The organism is Polaribacter sp. 2305UL8-11 (assembly GCF_058147165.1).
Map to the genome: position 1 here is coordinate 1 of NZ_JBYVJW010000027.1, position 5,789 is coordinate 5,789.

Sequence of the window (5,789 nt, forward strand, 5' to 3'; positions counted from 1 at the left end):
TCATTCGTTAATACATTTACTGTGCCTGTAGTACCTTCTGTAACTGTTAATACATCATTCGCAACTGTTGGTGTTAAAGGATTTGGATCGCTCGTGTCTGGATTACCATCATTGTCATCGTCTGGATCTTCACTATCTGGAATTCCATCTTTATCTGTATCAGTATTATCTAAATAATCTGGTGTTCCGTCTTTATTATCATCATCATCTGTGAAATCTCCATTGTTATTGTTGTCTTCATCTTTTGTTGGTACACCATCATTATCATCATCAGAATCTAAATAGTTTGGTATTCCGTCATTATCTGAATCATCATTTGTTGGGTTACCATCAGTAGTTACTACGTCTTCTTCTTTTGTTGGAATACCATCTCCATCATCGTCTATATCTTGGAAATCTGGTGTTCCATCTTTATCTGTATCCATTGGAGTGTTTTTTGTAACACCACTTCCAGGGGTTGTTTCTGCACCATCAAATAAACCATTTGTTCCAGAGTTGGTATCTGCGCCATCTATAACTCCATCATTATTTAGGTCTGTAAGTCCAGAACCAGATTCTGTTAAATCGTTTACACCATCTCCATCTGAATCTAAGTCTAAATGATCTGGAATACCATCTTTATCTGTATCTCTATTAGGATTTCCATTTTGCTCTACTGTATCTGGTATACCATCATTATCATCATCTAAATCTACACTATCTGCAATACCATCTCCATCATTGTCTTTAATTTCTCTAAAGTCTACTTCTGTTGTTGCTGTATTGTCTAAGTTAGGTAAATCTGATGCTCCATTGTTTTGATCATCATTTACATCAAACAAAGTTCCAATTGTTGGTACATTGTCATAAGCATCTAAAAGACCATCATTGTCTGCATCATTATTTGCTGTTGATGCAGTGAAACCTGCTTCTTTAGTATCATTAATGCCATCATTATCTGAATCTGTGTCTAAATAATCTGGAATTTTATCTCCATCTGTATCTACAGGTGATAAACCACTAATTACTGCATTATTATCGTAAATATCAATTAAACCATCATTATCTGCATCTGCTGTTGGTGGATTTGGTCCAACATAACCTGCTGTTGTTTGAGCTTCTACATTATCTGGAATACCATCGTTGTCTGAATCGATATCTTTATCGTCTGATTTTCCATCTCCATCACTATCAATACCATCATTTACTGTAAATACTGGGAAAGTACCTGGTCCAGAATTTTGTGATGTTCCATTAGTTTGAGATGGTGCATTTGATGTTGTATTTCCTTCAAATAAACCGTTGATTGCACATCCTGAGAATAATACAGATCCTAAATTAGTGTTTGAGGTTGCTGATAATAATTCTGCAGAGAAACGAATGTTAAACACTGCTGCATTATAATATCCAAAGAATGTTGCCAATCTTGGAGATAAATCTACTCCTGCATAGGTATCATCTGGCCCTTGGAAAGTTACTAAACCTGTTGCTGGATTGTCTGTAACATTTAATAATGTTTGACTATCTACTGCATATAAACCTGGTCTAGAAAGTATAACAGATTCTCTTGCATTAGCACCATCTATGTCATAGATAACTCCACTAAATCTACTAATATTGTATTGTGTATTTGTACCATCGTTTACTAAAATAACTTTAAACGCCATTTCTGCTTTATTACCTGTTGGTGTTGGTACTGTATATTCTGGTTGCCATGCATCTGGATTACCTGTTGTAGAATTATCTATAGAGATTAAGGATGCTCCTCCTTGAATATCTGTAATTTCTACAATGGCATCTAGAATACCTCCTGTACCTCCAAAACCTGTAACATCAACAACGTTTTCGAATCGGTATTTTGCACCTATTGAACCAGATCCTGCAACTCCTGTTCCTGCTACATAAACTGGGTTTTTGAAACTTACATTTGGTAAAATACATCTTGGATCATTAGCATTTGCTGATGGAATGAATCCTAAAGATTCTACTACATCTATAATACCATCATTATCATCATCTATGTCTATATTATCTGTAATACCATCTCCATCTGTATCTACTAATACTCCAAAAGTGTTTTTATCTCTAAAATCTACTTCTGCTGTTCCTGGGTCTTGATCATTAGGGAATGTTGTAACATCTTGATTATTGTTAGACGCAGCATTGGTATCTGTTGGTCCATTTGAGTTTAAATCAAATGCATCATCTATACCATCATTATCTGTGTCATTTCCTGAAGCAACTTTTTCTGCAACATTGTCTCCATTTGTATCATAGGCTTCTACAGTATCTAAAAGTCCATCTCCATCTGAATCTGTATCTACATAGTCTGGAACGTCTGTACCATCTGTGTTTAATGGATTACTAATTGGTATTCCAGAACCTGGACTTGTTTCGTATACATCTGCTAAACCATTTCCATCTGTGTCTGTTCCAGGAGCAATGTAACCTGAAGTTGTTTGCCATTCTATATTATCTACAATTCCGTCATTATCTGAATCTAGATCTAAATAGTTAGGTATTGCATCTGAATCTGAATTCATAGGATTGTTTAATGGAGTTCCTGTTACTGAACCACAAGGTGTACAATCTGCATCATAAGCATCATCTATACCATCTTTATCTGTATCTGTTCCAGAAGAAGCAATAAAGTTAGCTGCATTCTGAGCTTCGATATTGTCTATAATTCCATCATTATCTGAATCGATATCTTTATAATTTGGCACTCCATCTCCATCTGTATCTGTGTTAGGTAAAGGTGTGTTAGCTATAGTGTCATCTAAACCATCGTTATTTGTGTCTGTGAAACCATCTACTTGTCCATCTCCATTTGTATCTGTTCCTCCAGCTTCTATAATATCTGGAATTCCATCTCCATCTAAATCTACATCAAATTGATCTATGATTCCATCTCCATCTTGATCGAATTTATCATCAATTCCGTCATTGTTTTTATCTGTAGTAATATTGTCTGGATCTTTATAATCTGGAATTCCATCATTATCTGAATCTGCTAAAGGATCTGTTCCTCCATTTTCTACTGTATCTGGAACACCATCATTATCATCATCTAAATCTACAGAGTCAATGATTCCATCTCCATCATTATCTGGTTGCACTGTTACAGAAATTGTTCCTTGGTTAGAAGTTGCTCCTAAATCATCTTTTACAGTATAATTAACATTTGCAACTCCTGTAAACTCTGAAACTGGAGTAAATAACACATTTCCTAAAGTATCTACAGTATATGTTCCAACATTTGGAATAACCAATGGTGTTGTTGAATTACCTGTATTTGATGGGTTGTTTGGATCTATCAATACAATTGTTGAGGCATCTACAGTCCCATCTGCATCAGTATCATTTGCTGTAATAGTAGCAACAGTTGTTGGTTTATTTTGAACCGTTGTTGCAGTATCATTGACTGCAACTGGTGCATCATTTTGACCAGTAACTGTAATATTTAATGTACTTGTTGCACTATCTGATCCGTCTGAAACTGTATAAGTAACTTGAGGAACAGCTCCTGTATAATCTTGTGCTGGATTATATGTATAACTACCATCTGCATTAATTTTAATGCTACCTTCTGTTAAAGTAACTGTTGTTCCTGCTGGATAAGTTGTTCCGTTAATTACAAACTGAGTTACTGATAATGGTGTTCCTTCTACATCAGAATCATTTGCTAATATTCCGTTTGCTGCGTTTACACTTAATGGTGTATCTTCTTGTGTTGTATTTGTATCTGCAACTGCAACTGGTGCATCATTTACTGGTGTTACAGATATACCTACTGTTGCCACGTTTGAGGTTACTCCTTCATTGTCTTTTACTGTATAATTTACATTTGCAGGACCGTTAAAGTTTGCTGCTGGTGTAAAGATTACGTTTCCTGCTGTATCTACAGTGTAAGTTCCAACATTTGGAATAACTAAAGGTGTTGTTGAATTACCTATATTGGATGGATTGTTTGGATCTATCAATACAATTGTTGAGGCATCTACAGTATTATCATCTGTGTCATTTCCTGTAATGGTTGCTACAGTTATTGGTGTATCTTCTGGAGTTATATTTCCTGAATCATTCACAGCTACTGGTGCATCGTTTACGCCTGTTACAGTAATGTCTAATGTACTTGTTACTGGAGTTGTTCCATCACTTACTGTATATGTTATTTGAGGAACTGTTCCTAAATAATCTTGTGCTGGATTATATGTATAACTACCATCTGTATTAATTTTAATGCTTCCTTCTGTTAAAGTAACTGTTGTTCCTGCTGGATAAGTTGTTCCGTTAATTACAAACTGAGTTACTGATAATGGTGTTCCTTCTACATCAGAATCATTTGCTAATATTCCGTTTGCTGCATTTACATTTAATGGTGTATCTTCTTGTGTTGTATTTGTATCTGCAACTGCAACTGGTGCATCATTTACTGGTGTTACAGTAATACCTACTGTTGCCACATTTGAGGTTACTCCTTCATTGTCTTTTACAGTATAATTTACATTTGCAGGACCGTTAAAGTTTGCTACAGGTGTAAAGATTACGTTTCCTGCTGTATCTAAAGTGTAAGTTCCAACATTTGGAATAACTAAAGGTGTTGTTGAATTACCTGTATTGGATGGATTGTTTGGATCTATCAATACAATTGTTGAAGCATCTACAGTATTATCATCTGTGTCATTTCCTGTAATGGTTGCTACAGTTATTGGTGTATCTTCTGGAGTTATATTTCCTGAATCATTCACAGCTACTGGTGCATCGTTTACTGGAGTTACAGTAATATCTAAGGTGCTTGTAACATTATCAACACCATCTGTAACTCTATATGTTACTTGCGGAACTGTACCATTATAATTTGGGGCTGGGTTAAATATGTAACTTCCATCTCCATTTATAGTTAATGAACCTTCTGTTAATGTAGCTGTAGTTCCTGCTGCATAATTTGTTCCATTAATTGTAAACTGTGTTAATGTTAATGGAGTTCCGTCTGCATCTGTATCATTTTTTATTAATCCATTAGATGCAGAAACACTTAATTGAGTGTCTTCTGACACTGTATTCGTGTCAGGATTTGCGACTGGAGTATCATTTACTCCGCTAACAGATATTGTTAAAGTGCTACTTACATTTGCTGTTGGAGTACCATCAGAAATAGTATAAATTACCACTGGTACAGAACCATTATAGTTAGGTGCTGGTACAAAAGTATAACTACCATCTGTATTTACAGTTAACATTCCTTCTGTAAGGTTTGCTGTATCTCCAGGATTGTATGTTGTTCCGTTTATTTGGAAACTAACAACTGATAAAGTTTCTCCTGGGTTTGCATCAGTATCATTATTTAATAATCCGTTTGCAGCATTTACTGTTAGTGTAACATCTTCTGAAGTAAATCTTACATCAGGATTTGCAACTGGTGATAAGAATGATTTAGGTACTGTTACAGAAACTGTTGCTGTGTCACATAAACCATTTCCATCGCAAACTTGATACACAAATACATCTGTACCTGTATTAAACCCAACATTAGGATTATAGGTTATTGTACCATCTCCATTTATAATTACTGTACCATTTGCAGGTTGTGTAATGATATTTGAAACTGTTAATGTATCTCCATCTAAATCAGAATCGTTTGGTAATACGTTTATAATTACTGAAACTCCTGGATCTGTTGATGAAATATCGTCTGTTGCAACTGGTGCATCATTAATTGGACTTACTGTTAAATCTAATGTTGAATTCGCAGTATTGGTTCCATCACTTACTGTATACGTTACTTGAGGAACTGTGCCATTGTAATT

Annotated in this window: 1 protein-coding gene; it reads right to left on the reverse strand. The window is 35.1% G+C overall.

Annotated elements, in window-relative coordinates:
- The coding region (locus ACY2RW_RS16055) for a tandem-95 repeat protein (RefSeq protein WP_490123747.1) at positions 1–5,789 on the reverse strand (5,789 nt) is incomplete at both ends.